Genomic DNA, 21,759 nt, shown 5'->3' on the forward strand with positions numbered 1-21,759 from the left:
AAGGGGACGCATGACGGCGGATCTGACCAGGTTCGGCCGGGACGCAGTCGTGACCACGGTGACGCAGGCCGCCAGTGTCTGGATGTCGCCGGGAACCCCCGGCGAGCGCTGGCGGCAGGTGGCTGAACTGCACGGACGGGTCGCACTGGCGTACCTGGCGCACGGTGAACCTCTGCTGCCCTTGGTGGCCTTCACCGACCTGTTGACCGGCCCGCTGTCCGGGCTTCTGCCGGACGCGCTGAGGGAAGCGTGCGACGAGGTCTTGTTGGTGGAGGACGGACAGCTGAGTGCTGCTGCCGTTGACCTGCTGATGGAGAACCTCGCGCCGTCGATGACGGCCTCCGATGTCGTCGGCTGGTCGGTGCCGCGTCTGAGCGCGGAGAAGGTGCAGGGCTGGCTCTACGGACAGATGCTGGCGACCGGTACGGAGGAGGGGTACCGGCGGGCGCGACGGACCGTCATCGAACACGCGGCGGGGGAGATGTCGGAGGTGATCGACGCGATCAAGGCCGCAGGACTGCCCCGCGAGGGCCTGGTCGAGGAGATCCCCGCGTGGGCGTGGGTGGCGCACGAGGGAGAGCACTACTGGTTCGGGTGCCCTGTGTGCCGGTACCCGATGCGGTACCAGCTCGGTCGGCTTGCCTGTGCCTACCCGCCGCACACGAAGGCTCTCGGCGGTTCGATCACCGTGAAGGCGGCGAAGGGCCGCCCACCGGTGGCCGGCGCGTGGAACGTCGAGCGTGCCGCGCAGTTGGGCGGACCACAGGTCACCACTGCGGTTCCGGTCAAGGGCCAGGTGTGCCTCGTCCGGCCGGCTTGGCGGTACTCGACCATCCCCGGTTGCGAGGAGGTCCGTCTGCACCGCGAGCTCGAGATGATGCCGGGCGTCACCGCGAGACTGTGGCCGCACGTCGACCGGTACGACCTGGAGGTGAGGGCACCAGGACGACGGCGGCCCTGGCGGGTCGATGTCAAGGACTACACCGACCCCGCGCGGCTGGCCAACGAGCTGCTGCGTCGGGGCGGCATCGGCGAGTCTGACCTGTTGATCGTCGTCCCCGACTACCGGGCGGGCCATGTGGCGGTCCTCAACGAACGGCTGCGCTTTGCCACCGGATCACGGCGCCGGTTCGCCACGACGTCTCACCGATTCCTCACTGAGGTGAAGAGGGCCGCAGCCAGATGAGCAACCGTTCGCGTTTCCACAGAACCGCCAACCGGTTCCTCGTCGGACCGTCGCTACGTCTGGCGCTCGGCCTGGCCGAACAGCTATTCCCCACCGAGACCTGGGAAGGCGCGCCCGCGGTGGACCCCCGCGACGCGCGGTTCCTCCTCTCCGGCCAGCTCGGGGTGTGGAGCCTCTGGCGCGACGGCCTCACCGCCACGCAACGACATGCGATCGACCGTCTCATCCATCTGCGCCCTCGCCGTCTGGCCACAGAAGGTGGCCTGCGCGTCAGCCTCGACGAGCACCTGCGCAACAACCGATCGCCCCGCTACCTTGAGGCCGGAGACTTCCTGCAGGTGATAGACGGTGTGCCGGTCGGTGATCTGATCACAGCTGCGCTGCAGGAGCTGGAGGATGCCTCATCCCCGCTGCGCGTCCCCCCAGAGGCGCTGGCCGACAGGCGCTACAGCTCGTCGGTCTTCCTCGCCGGCCCCAGCCGCGACGAGTTCCGGCGCAACACCTACCTCATCCCGCGGGCGCCGATGCCCTACCCGCCCGTCCCGGTTCTGGACGCCACCGCGCCAGCCGAGGTGGTGGCCGACCTCGCGGACATGCACGCCACCGCCGAACTGATCGACAAGAAGCGGGGTGACGATGCCTTCCGCCTGGCGGAGGTCCTGGACGGATTCTCGCGGAAGCTGCGGACGCCACTGGGCCAACCCGTCGAACGGCTGAAGCTCGCGGCAGGGCCCCTTCAGCTCATGATCGCTCCCACTGGTTCCGGCAAGAGCGTCTGGATGCGTGTCGCCGCCACCCACCTCGCCAGCTACCGAGGAGGCCGCCGCACCGTTGTCCTGCTTACCCCTGATGTCGAGAGCACGCTGGATCTTGTTGCGGCCATCCGCAGTGACCTCGCGGCGCTGAACCTCGACATCCCCGTTGTCGCACTCATGTCCCACCGACGGCTCATCGAGGTGGCCGTCCAGCGCACTAACGACGCACCGGAGGATCCGGCCGGTGCCAGGTGGACCTGGCAGGAGCTCGGCTACTCCTGCCTGCTGAGCGACGAAGAAGGCGCCGCATGGCAGCCCGGCCAGGAACCCTGCACGGATCTGCACGAGCCCGGCGTCGAAGGACGCCACCGATGCCCTCTGATCGGAGCCTGCGAGAAGTGGGCGCCATGGCGGCAAGCCGCCGGCCCAGCCAAGATCATCGTCACCAACCACGCCTACTTCCAGCAGGGCTCGGTGCCGTTTCCCGTCATCACGAACGGCACACTCCACGGACGGATGAGCGCGCAGGAGCTGCTGCTGCGGCGCGCCGACATCGTCCTTGTCGACGAGGTCGACGCCTTTCAGGGACATGCGGTCGCTCAGTCCGGCCGCACCCTCGTCCTGGCCCGTCGTGACACGTCGAAGCTGCTCCTGGAGAAGCTCGACGACCAGCGCAAGGAACAGGTCGAATCCGACAACGTGCCGGGCGAACTCGAACTCGCCTTCCAGCGGGCCATCCACCGCGTCGAGTTCCTCTCCGAGCGCTACCTGGCCGCCGTCGTCAACGGGTTCATCGACCCGCAGGACCCGCTCGGCCCCAAACAGGCCAGGCTGCACCTGCCACGCCGATGGGACAACCTCCTCGCCTGCCGCCTCTTCGGCCTCAACGAACTCGAAGACCGCCCCAGCGACGACCAGCACGACAGGTTCAAATCCCTGTTCACCCAGAACGAACCCGACCCTGACGCGCTACCCGCCGGCTGGGCGGACCTACGCAAGGAACTGCGCCTCGTCGTCGCCGACGAACCGGAATCCGACCTGATCCACAAAAGAAGCCAAGGCATCATCAGCGCGATCCAAACGATCACCGCGCCCACCACCGACGAGGGCGAACCGGACACCGACGTCGACCTGAACGAAACGGACGGCCCCTCTCAGGCAGGAAAGGACGACGATCCAGCAGACCCCACCGTCTCGGCTTGGCAGCTCCAGACCGCCCACCTTCTCCTACGCAGGGCGTTCCTCGGCGAACTCCAGCAAGGGCTCGCCGAACTGGAAGCCCTACTGCCGCTGATGCGCGACAGCGGCATGCGGCTCGCCGACGACGTCGAAGCCGCGCTGGACCGAGCCCCCTCCTGGCAGGCAACACCCGAAGGACCGATCGGCCGAACGGTCTTCGGATTCGCCGTCACCGGCGACCCGGAGAGCCGCTCCGACCGGCAGTTCACCGCAGAGATCCTCTCCGGCGACCCGCACGCCTACACCGCAGACCTCGGAATCACCACCGCTCCCGCGCTCACAGGCGCGCCCAGAATCATCGTCGGACTCTCCGCGACCGCCTACCTACCCGGTTCCCCCACCAACCACGTCCATGCCGACGTCGCCTGCTACTACCCCGACAACGCCGGCACTGGCACTGGCACTGGCACTGGCACTGGCACTGGCACTGGCACTGGCACTGGCACTGGCAGACTGACCGTCAGCAACGCGTCCGTCAACGACCACACGACCAACCGCGGGATCGTCATCTCCGGAGCAGCCCGCAACCGTAAGGCCCAACTACTCGAAGGCATCGGATCCGGCCTCTGGGACCAGATCCTCGAACAGAGACTGCGGGACCTGCACGACCACCGGGACGCCGAACGCCGCGCCCGTGCCCGGGTCCTACTCGTCACGAACTCCTACAACCAAATGCTCGCCCTCTGCCGCGGCCTGATCGCCGGGGGCGCCCACCGCACCCGCATCGCCGTCGCCGTCCCCGCCGGTGACCGCCGCGGCCTGCAAATCCCCGACGACGTACTCGCCATCCCCGCCAGCCGGCTGCGGACCTTCCCGGGCACGGGCAGGGACGTGCTGATCTCACCTTTCGCACGGGTCGCCCGCGGGCTCAACATCGTCGTCGGCCACCGGTCCGCGCTCGACTCCATCTGGGTATGCGTCCGACCCATCAAGCTCATCGACGAACCGTCCGCACTGGTTGCCCACACCGGTGCCCACGCCCGCCGCAACCGGCACCCCAGCGAGGACCCGCGCAAGGAACTCGACGAACGCCACCGCATCGCCGCCAAACATCTGGAGCTCATCAACAGGTCCAACCCCGCCTTCGGGCGCCTGCCCCCCGACGTGCGAACCGCGATCTTCGCCGACGTCCTGGCCGACCTGATCCAACTCGCCGGGCGCGCCCGCCGTGGTGGCACCAACACAACTCTTCACCTGGTCGACAACGCCTTTCACCGAGGAGGCGCCGCACCGGGCAGCGACTTCGCCTCCCTCATCCGCAACCTCCACCAGCGATGGCGCGACGACAACCAACTGGAGCAGGTCCGCTCCATCTACGGCACCACCATCGACGCGTTCTTCATGTTCGCCGGCATCAACGACAGGAACCCCTGATGCGCACCCTGGCCTTTCCCTACACCGAAGCGATGGCGGAGAAGATCCACGGGTACACCCTCGGCAGCGAGGTCAACGACACCTGGCAGGACCTGAACCGCCGATACACCCGCCACCCGAAGAACCTGCCGTACAGGGACCTGAGCCTCGGCCTGCGCTACGTGTCCAGCGACTACGCCACCATCTGCAAGGACCCCGACGGCCCCGGCACGCTGCTCCTGATGCGCAAGAAGATCGACACCGCCATCATCAGCCGGCTCTTCGCCGCCTTCGAACGAGACCTCGCGGCCCGCCACGGCGCACCATTCGAAGACCTCCTCGCCCCACTGCTACGCCGTACCAAGCCACGCACGATTCACATCGCCAAGTACCTCCAGGCGGGCACGGCGACGCACGCCGACATCCCGAACTGGATCTTCGACGTCGCCACCTGGCGCACCATCGAACTCCTCCGAGGCACGCTCAAGCTCCCCGAGGGTACGGACCTGCTTCTCCGTCCCGACACCGACGGCAACCTCGTCGCCTTCAACCGCCCGCTTCCCGAGACGCACCCCAGGGCCGAACAAGGCATCCACTACATCAGTCTCGAACCCATCACCGTCCCCGGCTACCCCGGCATCCTGCTCAACCTCGACGCCCACATCAGCGCCACCACCGGCTTCCCCGGCAACGCCAAGAGCCTCTGGATCGCCACCGACGACACCGGCATGCTGCTCACCGCCAAACACCGCTACGACCGCCCCACCAACCGAAACGTGATCACCGGGCTCCTTCCCCAACTCGTCGACTCCTTCAGCATCCGCGGCGTGCCCGCCAGCTTCACCGCAGATGACCTCCTCGCGACCCACCCCCGCATCCGCGCCCGGCACGCCACCACCCCCGACAGGCACCCCATCGGCTCCGGACCGGGCCGCCGATTCCTCGACTGCGTGCTCGAGTACGCCACCGCCAGGCTCAACACAGAGTCGCTCGTCCTGGAAACCACACCCATACGCAACATCGATGCCCCCGGCGACCCCGACCGGCACGCGAAACTCGCCTCGGCCGTCGACGCGGCAGCACGGCCGATCCACATCAGCGTCGTCTACCAGGACGACCTGCAGCGCCACCGGTCCGCCCAGGCGCTCACCGAAGTACTCAACCTTCCCGAGAACAGCCTCACAACCGCGGAGAGCACCTTCCTCGACGGCGCGCTCACCATCACCTTCGACAGCGCCAAGACCGACATGCTGGTCGCTCCCGGACCCACGCATCTCCGGAACACCCTCGCCGAGCAGATCATCTCCACCAGGACCCCGGACGCCCTGCACCTCGTACTCGCCGAGAGCAACAAGGAACTCGCCGCAGCCAAGCCCGCCGAAGACCCCAAGCCACAGCTTCGCCGCGCCCTGGCCGCCCACGGCACCGTCAGCCAGTTCATCGATCCAGCGTCAACGCCCAAGCCCAACGCCGTCGACCACCCCGCCAATGCCGCCGTACGAGACCTCCTCCGGGCAGCGGGACTCACCGCCACCACACCCACCCGGGTGTTCTCGCGCCCCCTGCAGCCGCAGCCATGCGTCATCGTCGGTCTCTACACCCGCGAACAGAACCAACCCGCCACCCGCATGATCAGCCTCTCCGCCCTCATCAGCGACGGAACCGACACCCCCTGGCACATGCTCGGCTACCACCCCGACGCCCACGGCTGGAACGACCTCCCCACTGCCATCGCCGCACATCACGCCACCGACCTGAGCCAGTTCAACGACCCGAACCCTGCCACCCGCACAGCACTGGCGCGGGCCTACACAGAACGGGCCCTGCACCAGCTCCGCACCCGCTACGACGACATCCCGATGATCATCTACATCGACGGCTCTAACCGGTACCCACTGTGGTCCGGCACCACCAACAAGAACCTGGGTAACGGACAGCTCGACGCGCTGCCCCACCTCGGAATGATCAACCCAGCCGACATCTCACTGGTCAGGGTCAACACGGCATCAGACGGCAAGCTGCCACAACCCGTCAGGGCAACCGGAAAGCGGGCGAACGCCGACGACGGTGCAGTCCCAGCCACCGAACGGCTCCACCACCTTCCCGGCGCACACCAGGACACCTACTACTTGATCAACCGATCGCGCAGCGACAAGGCGTTCCAGTCCAGCGTCAGAGCCGGCCATCGTCAGACGCGATTCGACCTCGCGCAAGGAAAAGAGCTCCGGACACCCTGGCACGCGATGACCTGCACGGAGTTCCTTATCCTCAACCACGGCGCCTTCGAACGCCAACAGCTAGCGGCGCTCAGCGCACGGTTGTGTGGACACCCGCTGGCCTGGGACGGACGAACAGCCCGACCCGCGCCAGCGCACCTCGCCCGACAGATCATCGAGGACCACCCAGGGCGCAAGACGGCCGCACGCTGAGCGATGCGCGGCCAGACTCTCGGTTGACCCCGCGAATCTGCGACGCTCCCATACCGCGCCTCTGTCACCGCGGCTGCGCATTCCTCGTGCTCGTTAGCTGCGACAAAGCGTGGAACGCTCTACCAATATTCGTCTGAACAATCTTGCCAGCGCTCGGCGTGGACTGAGGTGCTCGGCCCTCCGGAGGGGAGTTCCCACCAGCATGTCCACAGCACCGACCACGCTCAGCGCGCCGACCACGGGCAGCGGCATGTATCTCGCCGGCCTGAGGCTCACGAACTTCCGCTCGTGTCGCGGCGTGGAGATCACGCTTCAGCCCGGCCTGACGCTGCTCGTCGGCGATAACAACTCCGGCAAGTCCAACTTCATCGACGCGATGCGGCTGCTGACCACGCCGCTGAGCGGGCGACGGGTCCGCTACCTGGAGATCGACGACGTCTCCACCGGCGCGGATGGGCCGATCGAGATCGTGGGCGAGTTCGATGGTCTGACGCGGTTTCAGCAAGGCCAGTACATCGGCGCGCTCGATATCGCGACGAACAAGGCGTACTACACGACCCGGTTCCGGCCGGACGTGGACGTACCCCGCCGGTCCAAGGTGGAAAATTTAGTCGGCCGGGCCGCCGGGCCCGACGCCGAACCTGAGAAGCGCGACCAGATCCGGCACGTCTACCTGGCGCCGCTGCGCGACGCCAAGCGTGAGCTGGACTCCGCCACCGGCAACCGCATGGCGCTCATCATCAAGTACCTGACGAGCGAGGCCGACCGCACGGACTTTCTCGACCAGGCGATCGACGGGCTGCGCAAGCTCGAGGAGCACGATGTCATCACCGGCACCCAGAAGCGGCTGCAGGAGCACGTCAGCGACCTCACCGATCCGGTCCGTGGGCAGGTGATCGGTCTGAGCTTCCGCGACGTCCGGCTGCAGCGGCTCGCTCGCGGCCTGCGCCTAAAGATGGCCGAGCACGGCGTCGACCTCGCCGACATCGAGGACTCGGGCCTCGGCTACGCCAACCTGCTCTATATGGCGTCGGTCATCATCGAGTTGCGCAATGCCCAGGACGCCGAGCTTACGCTCTTCCTCGTAGAGGAGCCGGAGGCCCACCTTCACCCGCAGCTGCAGGCCGTGCTGCTGGATTACCTCCAGGAGCAGGCCGTCAATTCGCTGCGCGACGACACGGACGGCCCGGCGGGTCGCATCCAGGTGGTCGCCACGACCCACTCGCCGAACCTGGCCAGCGCGGTGGGCATCCGCAGCATCGTGGTCCTGCGCACCCAGGAGACCCCGACACCGAAGATCACCGAGGATTCCTCGGCCACCGAGGTCAAGATGGCGCCGACGGGCATCCAACGCGGCACCGCAGCGATCGCCCTGTGCGACATCGACCTGACCGATGAGGAACGCCGCAAAATCGACCAGTATCTCGACGTGAGTCGTGCCGAGCTGCTGTTCACCCGGCGTGCGGTCCTTGTGGAGGGTGTCTCCGAAGCCGTCATCCTGCCGCCGCTCGCACGCCACTGCGTCCTCGATAAGACGGCAGCCAACTACGGGGCGAAGTGCCGCGAATTCCGGGCCGTTTCGATCATTAGCATCGGCAGCGTCGACTTCGGCCCGTACCTCAAGCTCCTCCTGCAGCAGGTCAACGGCGTTCGGCTCGTCGACCGGCTGGTGGTCATCACCGACGGCGACCCCGACGTCGATGACGAGGTCGACCAGGACGACGACCTCAACGAGAAGCTGAAGGCCGGCGAGCCAGAGACGGAGGACGAGCCGGCCGCCACACTCAGCCGCAAGGACCGGCTGGAAGAGATCGCCACCCAGCTGGGCGCCGACTCGATACTCGCCGTGTTCGCCGCCGAGTTCACGCTCGAGGCCGACCTGATGAACCCGTTCACGGTCAACGGCCCGCTGCTGGAGACCGCGTTCAAACGCCAGAAGCCCAGGTCGGGTAAGTTCTGGAGCACGCTCACGACGAGCACGAACCCGGCGGAGGTCTTCTACCGCAAGCTGCGCACCACCAAGCGGTACATCGGCAAGGGCGAGTTCGCCCACGACGTCGCCGAGCTGATCCAGAGCGGCGGCACGTTCGAGTGCCCCGCCTACCTCACACGGGCCATCCAGTCGGCGATGCGGTAAGCGGGCATGGACGACATCGACTTCTCGCCGGCTCAGCGTGCCCTCATCGACAAGCCGGGCAGCGTCTTTGTTCCAGCGTGCCCGGGCGCCGGGAAGACCCAGAGCATCGTCGAGCGCTTCACCCAACGCCCCGGCGTCCCCGCCCGGCAGGGCGTCGCCCTGTTGTCGTTCACCAACGCCGCGATCAACGAGGCGCGTCAGCGGTGCGCCCAACGGCCAGACCTCATCACCGCCCCGAACTACGTCGGCACCATCGACGGCTTCATCAACCGGTTCATCGTCACGCCCCTGTACAAGGCGCTGACGGGCACGGTCCCCACGTTCAAGGACTCGTGGCACACCGTCCAGGGCACCACGTTCGGGGTGGCGGGGGTGCCGCTGGAGTTCCAGCTCGGCTGGTTTGCCTTCGACCACGACGGCGGCAACGCCCGGCTGGTCAACCACCAAGTCCCGTACGCCCAGCGAAGCACCGTAACCAACCTCCTGGACTGGCAGCGGAATAAGGCCAACACCAGTGCCTCGCGCCTGGCTCGCCGGTTCCTCGCGAATGGGGTGATGGACTGCGCGGCGACGCGGGTGCTGATGGAGCACTACCTCGCCAACCCGACCAACCGGGCCCGTCTGGGCCAGCTGATGAGCGCCCGGTTCGGGTCGGTCATCGTCGACGAGGTGCAGGACTGCGACAGCAGCGACATTCTCCTCATCAACTTCCTGCTCGACTGCGGCATCGAGACCGTCATGGTGGGCGACCTCGACCAGTCCATCTACGGCTTCCGCGGCTCCACCATCGAGGCGGTCAAGAACCTCGTCGGCCGGGTCCCCGAAGGAACCCGGTTCGACGGCAACTACCGAAGCTCCCCGGCGATCTGCGCCGCCGTTGACAGCTTGCGCGCCGACGCCGGCACCGACATTCCGCTCGGGAGATGGAAGGACGACCAGCACCCCGTCGTGGTCCTGCCCGTGAGCGGGTTCGGCCACGCTCGCTCAAAGATCATCGAGGTCGCCGGGTCGATGGGCTTCACCCACGAGGAAATCAAGGTGCTCGCCTACGCCGAGAAGGACGCCCGCGAGTGCGCCGGCGCTTCACCGCCGGGCGACAAGAGCGGGGGCAAACTCGTCCAGCTCGCCCAGGCCGCAGCAACCCTTCAAGATCTCCGCGCCAGCGCCCGGGCCCGTACCCAGGCCATGCAGACGATCGAAGGCATCCTCCGCGGGCTCGGCCAAGACGACGACCGTGTGCTCGCCGACGCCGAGTTTCTGGACTCCGTCGGGCTCACCCCCCGCACGTTCCGGGATGGATGCCTGCGGCTCGCCAGTAGGACCTCACCCTTCGACGGCCCACCCAGCGCCTTCCGCGCCGAGATGCGCAACGGTATCAAGGCGTTGGGGTGGGACGACTGGATCAACGCCGGCAGCCTCCGCTCTCCGAACGGCGACACCTGGCCGGTCCTCATGGTCGACGAACCCGATGCGCTCGACTGGTCGACGATCCACGGCTTCAAGGGCCTCCAGGCAACGGTCACCGCGGTCGCGATCCCGCCGCTGCCGAAACGCGCCACCTCCATCGACGGGGTCGGGCTCTGGGGCCAGGGCAATCCCGGCGAAAGCCGGCGGGTGCTGTACGTCGGCGCATCCCGCGCCCAGCGCCTGCTCATCCTGGTAACCGCCGACACGCAGGTGCCCGCCGTGACGTCCTGCCTTCAACGGGATGCGGTGCCGTTCATGGTCGTCCACGACACTCGCGACACCGGGGGCACGAATGCCTGACACCCCCGCCGCTTTAGCGCGGCAATCCATGGCCTGTTCATCGGTATCAACGCGTCTGCCGCGTTAGGCGAAAGCATAATCGACTTCAGTTTCGCCTGGTGTGGTCGGAGTGTCGAGACAACGGCTGATCTTGGTTGTTGAGGTAGTTCGCGGTTGGCTGGAGTGAGCCTGGATGATCTTGCGGCGATGGCGTCGGCCGACGAGAACCATCGCTACCGGCTCAGCCTTGAGGGATGTTGGCGGTCGCGCCGGCAGCGGATCCCGGTCACGCGCTGCTGGTGTCTCGGATCTTCGCCCGGCTCCTGTAACGGCTACAGCCCTGAGACAGTGGTCGTCGACTGGGGTATCGCAGTCGGCGGCGCGTGGGTGTCTGACTTGAGCGAGTCGGCTGTCGGCGAAGGGATCACCGCCGCGATCGAGCCGATCGAGCTACGCGGGCGGGTTAGAACCGCTGCACTCTCAGTCCATTCGCGCCGCCGCCCGCCTGCCGCATGGCGTGCAGCCGGACCTGGGGTTAGGCTGGCGCGGTTGGTGAGTGTCGGCTGACCGCGGGCGGCCCGTCTATTCCTTCTTCGGGTGGAGCGGGCTCCATCCGTTCAGGTGTGGGCGTAGATCTTCCGGGCTCGGCTCGATGGTGAAGGCGACCGTTGTGAGCGTGGGTGTACCGACAGTAGGGTCGATCTCGTTGGGATGGGCGCGTGCCCAGGACAACCAGGCGGCGATTTCGCCATCTCCGGCCACCTGATCAGCTAAAGCTTGTTCCAGGGCGTCGCAGAACGCCCGCATGTTCGCGGCTTCTTCCCACTGTTCCATCGCGGTTTTGAATGTCGTCCTGCGGCGCTCCTCGACGGCGAGTCCGCGAGCTTTCGTGATGGCGCGCTCCCACCTTGCTTTGCGTTCGATGTCGCGGCGGCGGCGTTCCTCTGTTGCCTGCTGTTCGGCGAGTCTCGCCGCGGCCTGCCGTTCCTTCTCACGCTGGTGGAAGGCGGCGGAGACTTGTTTCTGCTCTTCGATGGAGTTGATGATGTCGGCGACGATGCGACTGGCCTGTTGTTCCAGGCTCCTGGTCGGAGTGTCGCGCCAGGTGAGGCGCTGGTTGGACTGGAACTTGATGACTTCGAGCCGGAGGCGGCCGGTGGCAACGCTGTCGAACTCCGGAATGTGTGCCCAGGGGCGGAGTCGTTTCGTTCGGCGTTCGTCGGCGGTGAGCACGTGGGGTACCTGGTCGTACTCCTCGAAGAACTCTAGCGACCGCCGCGCGCTGCCGAACTTGACGTACGGTTTCGGGTTTTTCGTCGTGAGATTGATGCCGACGCGGCATTTTCGGTTCACCCCGGCGTCGTTGATCGCCCGGAGCAGAGCGAGCACGCGGGGGATCGATTCCGGTGCCACCCGCAGGGTGGTGGGGTCCTGTTCGAGGGCGTCGTAGTCGGCGGCCGCAGTGGCGCGAGTGTCGCTTTGGTCGAGGCGTAGCCGATTCCAGTCGGTGTCGTAGGGTTGCGCCGCCGAGTACAGACGAACGACGAGGTCACCGGTGTTGCGGCCGGTGTGCCGCAGGTCGTAGCCGTCGGGCACGAGTTTGTGCTGCTTGGCAGCGTGGATGGCGCGCCGATAGCTCGCGCGGGTGTCGGTGTCCGGATCCGACACGACCACGGTGCCGCCGCTGGTCTGGAGCCGCTCAATCAGCACTGTCGCTTCCTGGATCACCGATGGTTGCGCCGTCGGCTGCCCGACCTTTCCGCCAGAGGTCGCCTGCGTGGGTGAACTCTCCAACAGGTCACTGGTCGCCGTGCTGGTCACCGCGGGGTACCGGCCGTTGTCGAGGTAGTAGCGGCCACGCTCGGTCAAGGTCGCGGACCACCGGCCGTCCCGACGTGACACCGTGACCAGGCGGCGGCCCTGCAACGCCCTCGCGGTGTGTTTCGCGCCATCGCCTGGCATACCCGGGTCGGGGCATCCAGCCTCTACCCAGCGCAGCACCTCGACTTGGTGCGGCTTCAGCGGCGCGGCGATGTCGACCATCGGTCAGTTATACCGACCGGGTCCCTCCCGGGCATAGGCCCTCATCATCCCGGTAGGCGTTGGCCATCCGTCGATGTCAGAGTGGTTCTGCACACCCGGTCACACTGCCTTGTGGCAGGTCGGCATCCGAGGGGCGGTTCAGGTGGCGTTCGATGTATCGCGGTACGTCGTTGGCGATGAATGGGCGTACCGGCTTCGAGACACGGCATCCTCGGAGCGCGTACGCATCAAGGCCGTCACACCGAAGAAGACCACCGCGAGCGTCGAGGTGGAGTTCCCCGACGACGGCCACCGTGTGCAGACCGTGCCGTCATCCCGGCTGAAGGCCCGGTGGGCGGACGTTGAAGCCTACGACGCCCAGCAAGCGGGCTGGCAGCGCATCGCAGATTTCGAGCTTGACTCCGTCGAGCGGAGCGCGGTTCTTACCGTCTACTCCGCTCTCATCCCGGTGCAGGTGGCCGAGGTGGACTGGCGTCCGGTCGAGAACGCGACGATCATCAGGGATCGGGCAGCGCTGTCCGAAATCCTTCAGGTGACCGTCGAGGAGATTCTCGCGAAGGTCCAGTGGTTCACCACCGACGAGGGCATGATCGTTTCGCCCGCTGGCACGGTTGTGATCGCGGGGGTCGCCTGCCGCGCCCACTCGCACACCATCCTGCAGCACGTGATCGAGGAGGAGGTGGAGGCTCGACACAAGTGCAAGCATGGTGGCCCGCACCCGTTCCGCAAGGGCGAAGAGTCCAGGCCGGAATGGGAGTACCAGTGGTACCGCAGGCACGTTCGACCCGTACACGAGCTGCTGCGGCAATGGTGCGGACACCGCGCCGTCGCCGCCCACGAACGCCTTACGGCCGCTGAAGCCGAGAACCACCGCCTCGACCTACTCGTCGTGGAGCTCATCAAAGCGCTCGACCTCGCCGGCGAAACCACGCAAGCCGAACAGTTCGCGGAGGAACACGAACGGGACCGGATCACCCCCTACCTCGCCCGCCCCGTCGTTGATCGCCCACTGCACTGGTCCGAGATGCCCGTACGTGAAGTCCAGGTCTACCGGCGTCGCCACTGGTAGACAGCCGTCCGCCGCAGTCTCTCCTGCTCGGTGCACCCGCACGACACCTGACAAGCTCGTTGCGGGGTACGAACTAAATGCCCGGCGGCATCCCCGATCCGGCGCTGGGCCGACAAGGCTGGCAGCAAGCCAGTGCCGGCGGTGCGGGGCACGTGCGCGGTGTGCGACGGCCCGAGGCCGAGGCACCGGTGATGGCAGGTCGTTCCCTGGGCATCTTTGAAGAAACCCGTCACGAGACGACGAGGCGAACCGGTCCGCTTTCACCCAGGTGCGGCACGTTTGACCAGGTTAAGCCTGCAGCTCGGGCTCAGTCCCCTGGGGGCGTGCCGTGAACTCGGTCCGCCGCTGAGCCTCGGCGGCGGCGATCATGGTCTTCTCCTCGGGCGTGAGGTGGATACGGCACGACTCGATAGGCGTCGGATAGGTGATCGCGTCGGCCTGGCACGGTCGCCCGGCTCGGGTAGGCCTACTACAGATCGGTACTCGTTTGCGTTGCTCGCGCCGCAGAGCATGCACCTGTTCGTCGAGCCGTTCGTTCTGCCTGCGGAGATTCGCGACGGTGTCCCGGAGCTGGCTCATCTCGTTCTGGAGGCGCTGGTACTCCTCACCGCGGGCGCGACGGACCCGGTGCTTGGACGCTCCGCTGCAGCGGTCGCCCGGGGTGGCACCGCACTGCGGGCACGGCCAGTCCAAGTCCGGATCCTCGACTGTGACAACGCCCTCAGGCAGCGTGCGGACGTCGAAGCCGCGGCCGAGTTGGGCGCTGATGAATACCGTCTCTCCGAAACACACCCGGCGGAATCCTCCCTGCGGACCGACGACCCACTCGCTGATCGGCCCGTACACCCCGATGGCCTCCGCGACGGTCAGGAGATGGGTGTAGGCGATCGGGCCTGAGCCGCCGTACAGGGTGCCGGCGACGGGCTCGCCGACCGACAGCCAGGCGACCGGCTCGCCGCAGTAACCATCCCAGGCCACGGGGCGACCCTCTCGGCTCAGCTGCGATCCGTCATCTTCCACCATCCGGAACCCCCGCTCCAACGATCAGCTCAGATCGGTCGACGCCGGATTTTAGCGCGCAGTGCTTTACAAGAAGTCGGCAGAATCCGGCACCGCCTGCCCGGAACACCGCAACGCCTGCGAGTTGGCGGGTACGGCGTCCGTGGCAACGAGCCTGAATGTCAGCGCTGCCCTACGCTCGTCAGGTGACCTATCCGCCACGGGCCGGTACCCACTCGACCGGTCAGGGACCGAGTGCCGGCAAGGATGAGAATTACCTCAGACAAATCGCCGAAGCGTTAGAACGTATTGCCGACGCGATCGCCGGCCCGGTGGCTCGTATCGAATCCGACCCGCTGCCGGACTATCCCGTCCTTGACGTCGACCACACCGGGACGTCCCGCCCCCATGCGGCTGGACCCCATATTGGCTGCTCATCAGGGCGGCTTTACTTCGCTGTATGCACCTACTGCCCGGCAAGCCGCGGGAAGACCGCCGATCCAGCCGTCCCGTCCACCTGGCTTGAGTACGAGGACTCCTCTCACGACCTGGACGAGCAACGCGCCATCCTGGCTCGCCACCTGGCTCACCACCGGCAGCAGGCCGACCCCACCGCGGCACTGCCAATCTGGACGTGGGCAGATCAGCCCTGCCCACGCTGCCACGCCGCAGCCGAGCGCACATGCCGCACCATCTCAGGACGGCCGAGTAACACCATCCACGCCGCGCGGTGGCGAGACCACTCAAGTCGATACTGGTGAGCCACCGCACGCCCGACCCCACCGAGGCCGGTAACCGCCTTGCCGCCCTCATCCGGGCCGAGCGGACACCAGCCGCCGCAACCTGATCCGGCCCGCGCGAATAGATCACTGACCAGGGTCGGACCTGCCGGACCGATGCGTTGGTGCTCCGTTGGTGCTCCGATGTTCGACACCGGACGAGCACGATTGCAACTGTTCCAGCACAACGCCGTCGTCACGACCTGCCACCAAGCCGGACCTGTCGAGTGCAGCCCACGGACCAGTGGAAGAGGTCGGCTACCCTTCCGCCTACGGATCAGAATGCTCGAGTCAGGGGTCCATCGCATGGTCAGAGGCAACGAGGCACTGTCCACCGTGGGCCTCCGCCTCACGTTTAAACCATGACGAACGACGCCTGGCTGATCTTTAGCAAGCGATCACAGCAAGGCCCCGCTGCGACCGGCATACGCAGGCAGAAAACGAAAAGCCGCAGGTCATCAGCCTGCGGCCACAAGCGGAGCCTCGGGTTAGGAGTCTCCATGTGACTCCGGTTGATCTTGGCGGGCAGGGTGCAGCGGCCGGCGCGAGGGGGTTGCGTCGGCCGGGAGCGGTCTGGTTCAGGCTGCGGCGTGGATCGCTGGTGCCGGTCGGATAAAGGTCTTGCGGTCACGGACAAGCGCCCAGAGGACGTCGACGCGCCGTCGGGCGAGGGCGAGTATCGCTTGACGGTGGTTCTTTCCTTCCGCACGTTTCCTCTCGTAGTAGGCACGGGAGGTGGGGCATTCGCGGGCAGCGGTGAATGCGGCCATCCACATGATGTGCCGCAGTCGCCGGTGGAAGCGGCGGGGCTGCCGATGGTTGCCGGAAACTGTGCCGGAATCACGGGAGACGGGTGCCAGGCCAGCGTGGGCGGCGAGTTTGGCGGGGCTGTCGTATTCGGTCATGCCGGCGGTGTGCACGAGCAGTTCGGCGGTGAGCAGGTTTCCCATGCCCGGCAGACTTCCGATGATCGGCGCGAGGGGGTGCTGGTCGAGTTGGTCGGCGATGAGGTCGTCGACGGCGGCGATGCGTTGTTCGATGGCGAGGATCTCGGTGGCCATCTGCCCGACGACCACGGCGGCGGCGCGTTGGCCGGGCAGGGTGACGGTCTGCTGCCGGGCGGCGGCGACCATCGCCTCGGCGACCTGGGCGGCGTTCTTGACGTGCCCACGCCGGAGCAGGGCGGTGATCCGGTCGACCCCGGCGTGCCGGATCGCGGCCGGGGTCTGCCAGCACGCGAGGATCATCATCGGGGCCTTCATGTTCAGGTCCACGGCCCGCTCCAGGGCAGGGCTGATCCCGGTGAGCAGCTCCTGCAACCGGAACAGGGTCGCGACACGCTGGCCGACGAGGTCGGCACGGTAGCCGGTCAGCACTGTCAGCTCGGCGAGGAGCCGGTCGGAGGGTTCCAGGATCGGGATGTCGGGGCGCATGCGGATGGTCTGGGCGATGACGACCGCGTCGCGGGCGTCGGTCTTGTTCTCGCCGGCGAACGCGGCGGCCATGTGGAACGCGACGGTGCCGGAGACGTAGCGGACCTGGACCTGGCGCCGCCACAGCAGGGTCAGCAGCAGCGCCGACAGGCCAGTGGTGACGTCGACCGCCCAGCAGACCACACGGCCATGCGTCGACACCTCCGCCATGACCGTCAGCAGGGCGGTCTCGTCGTTGGCTACCCGGCGGGAGTAGACGAGCCGGCCGTCGCCGTCGACGGCGGCCACGTGGTGGTGGGTCTTGCCGATGTCCACGCCGATCCACAGCTTCGCCATCGTCGTGCTCTCCTTCATCGGTCGGTTTGCTCCGAACGTGCCTCGTCTGTGGGTTCGGGTTTGCCGGCACCTTCTACGGATGCGAACGCAGGTCGCGGGTCTCCATCAGCGGTCTACCGAATCTCGCAGGCGACGAAGCGGCGGGTGGCATCTCCTACCGTGAGCCAAGCGATCTCGACGAAACACACGCAGCCATACCCACCGCTCCCGGGCATCGGGGTCTACGGCCACCAGGGCCGCGCCCGTTCAACCAATGTGCCCGCGGGGCAGGAGCGGGCGGCACCTCGAAGTTCAGCCACGATTACGGCGGAACACACACAGCCATCCCCACTCCCGGCCCCGCGGGCACGGCGACCCCAGCTTCCCGCCGTCGCCAGCCGGCACCTCGGACCCGATGTGCGAGGACCGCCGGAATCACGCTTTGCTGCCTCTGGAAGATCGTCGCGCTCGACCCGGCGAGGGTGTTGCGGTCAGCAGGAACGAGGTGTTGGCTCGGCCACGCCGTCGCCCGCGGCACTGATGACGTGTCACGTCGGCCGCCGGTTGTCGGTAGATCAATGACGGCTGTGTGGTCGTTCAGAAGCCGAGCAGGAACAGCACGCCGGCGGCGACGAGGCCGATCTCGACCAGGATGACGAAGACTCGGTCGGTGACGCGTCCGACGACCTTCTTGCCGGCCCACGCGCCGAGCAGGGTCGCCGGGGTCAATGCGACGCCGTAGAGCAGTACGGTGCGGGTGAGCAGACTTCCGGCGCCGTACGCGGCGATCTTGGAGGTGTGCATGATCAGGGCGCTGGCGGCTTCCGTGCCGATGTATGCGGCGCGGGTCAGTCCGTAGGCGAGGAAGAACGGCGCGGTCAGCGGCCCGACGGATCCGAGGAGTGCCGATCCCAGCCCGGATGCCGCCCCCACCGCGGCGAAGGTGCGGTCGGCGGGGCGCCGGGGGTAAGGGTTGAGTCGACGCCACAGGACCACGGCGATGAGGAAGACGCCGAGGATCCGCTTGAGTGGTTCCAGTGGGGCGTGGGCGAGCAGGAGACCTCCGACGACGGCGCATGGGGCCGCACCGAGTGTGAACCAGCCGACGAGCGGCCAGTTCAGGTCCCGCCGGTTGAACCACACCCGGGCGCCGTTGCTGGACAACTGAGTGAGGGTCAGCATCGGCACCGCCATCCGGAGCCCGAACAGGGCGGTGAACACGGGCAGTAGCAGGACCCCGCCGCCGAATCCGGCCACGGCGGAGAGCCAGGCCAGCGCGAATGCCGCCGCTGACGCCGCCGCGAGCGTGCCGAGTGTGTCGGCGTTCATCCGGGACCGGCGGGGGTGGGGGTTGCGCTGGTGCCGGGACGGCGGACCGGTCGGGACACCGCGGAGCCCACTACGGGCGCTCCCTTCGTCTTGGGCTGGTGCACGTGCCCGATGGGGCGGGGGTGGTGGGCTGAAAAAGTACGGCGTGACGTTACGCCTCGTGGCATCGGGCGCATGGCACCGCCGTGGGACGGCTACCGCAGGCGAGGATCTCCGCGGCGATCATCAGGTTCACCGCCGTCGTTGAACCATGCCGCCATGCCCATGTGCTGCCGCGGGCAGGCTGCCACGTTGATCCACAGCGGGCGTGGTCGCGTACTGATCAGAAGACCGCCGGCACAGTCGCCTACGGTACGCTTCCCCGCAGTCACTACTACGCAGCGTCGTGCTGCTGTTCGGCTCGGCCGAGCGGGCAGAGCGCGACCGGAGGTACTCGATGGCGGACGACGCGGAGATCACCGCTTGGGCGCTGGCGGCCGGGCGGGGTGATCGGGCTGCTGCCGCTCGGTTCGTGGCCGCCACCCAGGATCAGGTGCGCCGGTTCCTGGCCGCGTTGATCTCCCCAGGTGAGGCGGAGGACCTGGCGCAGGAGACATTCTTGCGGGCGGTGCGGTCGTTGCCGTCGTTCGCGGGGCGGTCCTCGGCGCGGACGTGGCTGTTGTCGATCGCCCGCCGGGTGGCGGTGGATCATGTCCGCACGGCGATGTCCCGGCCGCGTACGGTGCCGATGGCGGATGGGTACGACGTGGCGGACCCGGCGCGGGCCGGCTTCGACCGGCAGGTCGTGGTGGAGCGGCTGATCGCGGCGTTGCCGGCGGAGCGGCGGGAGGCGTTCGTCGCCACGCAGGTGCTGGGCCTGTCGTACGTCGAGGCCGCCGAGGTGTGTGGTTGCCCGGTGGGCACCATCCGGTCGCGGGTGGCGCGGGCCCGCGAGGATCTCGTCGCGGCGATGGGTGACCCGCGGGGTGCGAGCACACGCGGTACGACAGCCGGCTGAGCTGATCGCTTGACCTGCGCCGATACCTGAACTCGTGGGAACTGGCGCCGCCTGCGGGCCGACTACCGGTGTATGGGGTGTGAGCAGTGGCGTGAGGTGCTGTCGGCGCACCTGGACGGGCAGGAGTCGCCCGACGAGCGCGCTGGGGCCGAGGAGCACCTGGCCGGCTGTGACGGCTGCCGGGTGTGGCTGGACCAGGCAGCGGCGGTGACGCGGCGGGCGAGGATGTCGGTGCACGTCGCCGGTCCCGACCTCACTGACCTGGTCCTCGGCGCGCTACCCGCGCCCCCCGCGCGTCGCTGGCGGGAGCGGGTAGCGAGCTCGCTGCGGGTGGCGCTCGGGCTGATCGGCGCGGTTCAGGTGGTGTTGGGTCTGGTCCAGGTGGGTCGGAGTGCCGCCGGCCCGCACGTGCACGCGGCGGGTCCGCTGGCGTCGGGGCATCTGTGGCACGAGGCGGCGGCGTGGAACGTGGCCGTCGGCGCGGGGTTTTTGTTCGTGGCGGCCCGCCGGACGCCGCCTACGGGGCTGGTGCCGATGTTGAGCGCGTTCGTCGCCACGCTGGTGCTGCTGTCGGTCAACGACCTGGCGACCGGGCGGGTCGACACCTCCCGGCTGGTCAGCCACGCCTTCCTCCTCGCCGGGTACGCGATCGTGGTCGCGATGTCCCGGCCGGGCCTGCGCCCCGGCGGCCCCTCCTCGCGGGTACGGCCGGACGTGCCCCGCTGGCGGATCCCCGCCGAGGACGAGGCACCTACCCCGGGCCTGCGACTGCTACCATCACCGCACCCCGGCACCGCACGGCACCGGGGGCGCACCGCGGCCTGACCACCGCGTGAACCTGTTCGCGTTCGAAGGGGCTGCGCGACGTGCAGGAGCTGTCGAACCTCGTCGAGCGGCGGGGATCGGCTTACCAGGCCGGCGTCGGCGGCAGCCTCACCGTCGGCGAAGGCTCCTGACCCCCGGCGACGCCGAAGCGGGGTCCCCCGCACCGCGGAGAGGCGCGCACCTCCGCCGCGGACGGTGTCGCCTCGGCGAGGACCTCGGGGGATCCTCGCCGAGGCGAAACCCGAACCGCGAACCGATGGAGGTGTGGATGGCGTCCGGTCAGTTCGAGTGGTTCGCGCGGCGGTAGGCGAGGAGTCCGGCGACCAGGCCGGCGAGGCCGAGGAGGATGCCGGCGATGCCGTAGGCGGTGCCGTTGCTGCCGTCGGGGCCGGTGTCCTCGCTGGTCTGGGCTGCCGCGGCGACGGGCTGGGCGGACGCCTTGTCGTCCTTGCCGGCGGTGAGCGTGAGCACGGGGGCGGGGTGCTCGGGCTCTTGACCGGCGGCGGGCTCGTCGATCCAGCGCACGATGTCGCCGTTGGAGTAGGTCTGCAGGGCCTTGAAGACGACCTGGCCGGTCTTCGGCAGCGGGCCGAGGGAGACGTCGAATTCCTGGAACTGGTGCGGCTTGATCGCCGCGCCGGGCCCTGCGGTCCAGGTGATCTTTGTGACGGCTTCGGTGATCTCCCCGTCGTCGGTCTTGATCGGCGTGGCCAGCTTGGTGGTCTCGGTGGCCGCCGTCCAGCCGGTGAGGGGTTTGAGGGACACCGACGCGATCGGCGTCGCCGTCGGTAGGTTGACCTCGACCTTGGTGGTGTCGGCGGTGTCGGTTTCGTTCGGCACCCGGAACGACACCTTCGTCCACCCGCCTTGCACGGCGGTGGACGGGTTGACGGTCACGTGGGCCGCGGCCGGGCCGGCCAGCCCGAGGGTGAGCGCGGCGGCGCCCGCGGCGATGGTCGCCGCCCGGGCGAGCACAGTCCGGTTCATGATCAGCGCATCCTTTGCGTCCGGTTCTGCGGGCCGGTCCTCCGGCACCGGGAAGGTGGTCGGCGGCGAGACAGGAAAAGTTCCCCGACTCCACCGAAGGGTGGAACCTTCCGCCGCGGTCGGCGGGTGCGGGAACCA

General features: G+C 68.0%; 13 protein-coding genes. 8 read left to right on the top strand and 5 right to left on the bottom strand.

Annotated elements, in window-relative coordinates; all coding sequences use genetic code 11:
• The first annotated feature begins 10 nt into the window (after positions 1 to 10).
• The 5 genes from ABUL08_RS20840 to ABUL08_RS20860 all read left to right on the top strand — a co-directional run bounded on the left by ABUL08_RS20840 (position 11) and on the right by ABUL08_RS20860 (position 10,866).
• Positions 11 to 1,186, top strand: a complete 1,176-nt coding sequence (locus ABUL08_RS20840) for a restriction endonuclease-related protein (protein WP_350931619.1) — start codon at positions 11 to 13, stop codon at positions 1,184 to 1,186.
• Positions 1,183 to 4,554: an ATP-dependent DNA helicase gene (locus tag ABUL08_RS20845; protein WP_350931620.1), complete on the top strand. Its 3,372-nt coding sequence runs from the start codon at positions 1,183 to 1,185 to the stop codon at positions 4,552 to 4,554. The genes ABUL08_RS20840 and ABUL08_RS20845 overlap by 4 nt, the downstream gene beginning before the upstream one ends.
• Positions 4,554 to 6,962, top strand: coding sequence for an RNaseH domain-containing protein (locus ABUL08_RS20850; RefSeq protein WP_350931622.1), 2,409 nt, complete (start codon positions 4,554 to 4,556; stop codon positions 6,960 to 6,962). The genes ABUL08_RS20845 and ABUL08_RS20850 overlap by 1 nt, the downstream gene beginning before the upstream one ends.
• A 202-nt stretch (positions 6,963 to 7,164) precedes the next feature.
• Positions 7,165 to 9,099 carry an ATP-dependent nuclease gene (locus tag ABUL08_RS20855; protein WP_350931623.1) on the top strand — a complete coding sequence of 645 codons (1,935 nt, stop codon included), beginning with the start codon at positions 7,165 to 7,167 and terminating at the stop codon, positions 9,097 to 9,099.
• Between the two features lie 6 nt (positions 9,100 to 9,105).
• Entirely contained in the window at positions 9,106 to 10,866 is a 1,761-nt protein-coding gene (locus ABUL08_RS20860) for an ATP-dependent helicase (protein WP_350931624.1), read from the top strand.
• 561 nt (positions 10,867 to 11,427) lie between these two features.
• Here the strand turns inward: ABUL08_RS20860 and ABUL08_RS20865 are convergent.
• The gene (locus ABUL08_RS20865; protein WP_350931625.1) at positions 11,428 to 12,888 is read right to left on the bottom strand and encodes a hypothetical protein; all 1,461 of its coding nucleotides are present in this window, start codon (positions 12,886 to 12,888) and stop codon (positions 11,428 to 11,430) included.
• A gap of 142 nt (positions 12,889 to 13,030) precedes the next feature.
• Here ABUL08_RS20865 and ABUL08_RS20870 point away from each other — a divergent pair, with 142 nt between their 5' ends.
• The gene (locus tag ABUL08_RS20870; protein ID WP_350931626.1) at positions 13,031 to 13,957 is read left to right on the top strand and encodes a hypothetical protein; all 927 of its coding nucleotides are present in this window, start codon (positions 13,031 to 13,033) and stop codon (positions 13,955 to 13,957) included.
• A 288-nt stretch (positions 13,958 to 14,245) separates the two neighbouring features.
• Here ABUL08_RS20870 and ABUL08_RS20875 read toward each other — a convergent pair whose 3' ends face one another.
• The 3 genes from ABUL08_RS20875 to ABUL08_RS20885 all read right to left on the bottom strand — a co-directional run bounded on the left by ABUL08_RS20875 (position 14,246) and on the right by ABUL08_RS20885 (position 18,812).
• Positions 14,246 to 14,935 (bottom strand): zinc finger domain-containing protein, encoded by a 690-nt coding sequence (locus ABUL08_RS20875; RefSeq protein WP_350931627.1) that lies wholly within the window; start codon positions 14,933 to 14,935, stop codon positions 14,246 to 14,248.
• A 1,378-nt stretch (positions 14,936 to 16,313) separates the two neighbouring features.
• Positions 16,314 to 17,504: an IS110 family RNA-guided transposase gene (locus ABUL08_RS20880; RefSeq protein WP_350931628.1), complete on the bottom strand. Its 1,191-nt coding sequence runs from the start codon at positions 17,502 to 17,504 to the stop codon at positions 16,314 to 16,316.
• A gap of 576 nt (positions 17,505 to 18,080) precedes the next feature.
• Positions 18,081 to 18,812: a sulfite exporter TauE/SafE family protein gene (locus ABUL08_RS20885; RefSeq protein WP_350931629.1), complete on the bottom strand. Its 732-nt coding sequence runs from the start codon at positions 18,810 to 18,812 to the stop codon at positions 18,081 to 18,083.
• Between the two features lie 436 nt (positions 18,813 to 19,248).
• Here ABUL08_RS20885 and ABUL08_RS20890 point away from each other — a divergent pair, with 436 nt between their 5' ends.
• Entirely contained in the window at positions 19,249 to 19,809 is a 561-nt protein-coding gene (locus tag ABUL08_RS20890; RefSeq protein WP_350931630.1) for a sigma-70 family RNA polymerase sigma factor, read from the top strand.
• 72 nt (positions 19,810 to 19,881) lie between these two features.
• On the top strand, positions 19,882 to 20,634 hold the full coding sequence (locus tag ABUL08_RS20895) for a zf-HC2 domain-containing protein (RefSeq protein WP_350931631.1): 753 nt from the start codon (positions 19,882 to 19,884) through the stop codon (positions 20,632 to 20,634).
• 279 nt (positions 20,635 to 20,913) lie between these two features.
• On the opposite strand, the gene ABUL08_RS20900 is transcribed toward ABUL08_RS20895, so the two are convergent.
• A complete protein-coding gene (locus ABUL08_RS20900; RefSeq protein ID WP_350931632.1) occupies positions 20,914 to 21,621 on the bottom strand; it encodes a YcnI family protein in 708 nt (235 codons plus the stop codon).
• Positions 21,622 to 21,759 lie beyond the last annotated feature (138 nt).

The sequence above is a fragment of the Micromonospora sp. CCTCC AA 2012012 genome, from assembly GCF_040499845.1.
GTDB classification, from domain to species: domain Bacteria; phylum Actinomycetota; class Actinomycetes; order Mycobacteriales; family Micromonosporaceae; genus Micromonospora; species Micromonospora mangrovi.